At 58.8% G+C, this 800-nt stretch carries 1 protein-coding gene; it reads right to left on the reverse strand.

The window, feature by feature from the left end:
• On the reverse strand, positions 1–800 hold an 800-nt coding region (locus CWE01_RS33150; protein ID WP_100944759.1), incomplete at both ends, for a ribonucleotide-diphosphate reductase subunit beta.

Below are 800 nucleotides of genomic sequence, written 5' to 3' on the forward strand. Positions count from 1 at the left end.
CGACGGTTGGCGATGAACTTGAGGTAGTCCTCCATCATCGCCGCGTTCATGCCCAGTACGCCGCGCGGCATGGTGTCGCGGGCGTATTCGATTTCCAGCTGGGTGCCCTGCAGGATCATCTGGGTGGCTTCTTCCTTCATCTCGGTATCCCACAGGTGCGGGTTCTCGATCTTGATCTGGTTGATCACGTCGATGCCGAAGTTCAGGTGCATGGATTCATCCCGCAGGATGTACTGGAACTGCTCGGCCACGCCGGTCATCTTGTTGCGGCGACCCATGGACAAAATCTGGGTGAAGCCGCAGTAGAAGAAGATCCCTTCCAGCACGCAATAGTAGGCGATCAGGTTGCGCAGCAGTTCCTTGTCGGTCTCGACGGTGCCGGTCTTGAATTCCGGGTCGGAGATCGAACGGGTGTACTTCAGGCCCCAGGTGGCCTTTTTCGCCACGGAAGGAATCTCGTGGTACATGTTGAAGATCTCGCCTTCATCCATGGCCAACGATTCGATGCAGTACTGGTAGGCGTGGGTATGGATCGCTTCTTCGAAGGCCTGGCGCAGGATGTACTGGCGGCACTCGGGGTTGGTGATCAGGCGGTAGACGGCCAGCACCAGGTTGTTCGCCACCAGGGAGTCGGCGGTGGAGAAGAAACCGAGGTTGCGCATGACGATGCGGCGTTCGTCGTCGGTCAGGCCTTCCGGGTCTTTCCAGAGGGCGATGTCGGCGGTCATGTTGACTTCTTGCGGCATCCAGTGGTTCGCGCAGCCGTCGAGGTACTTCTGCCAGGCCCAGTCGTACTTGAA

The sequence above is a fragment of the Pseudomonas sp. QS1027 genome (assembly GCF_002814235.1).
Lineage (GTDB): Bacteria > Pseudomonadota > Gammaproteobacteria > Pseudomonadales > Pseudomonadaceae > Aquipseudomonas.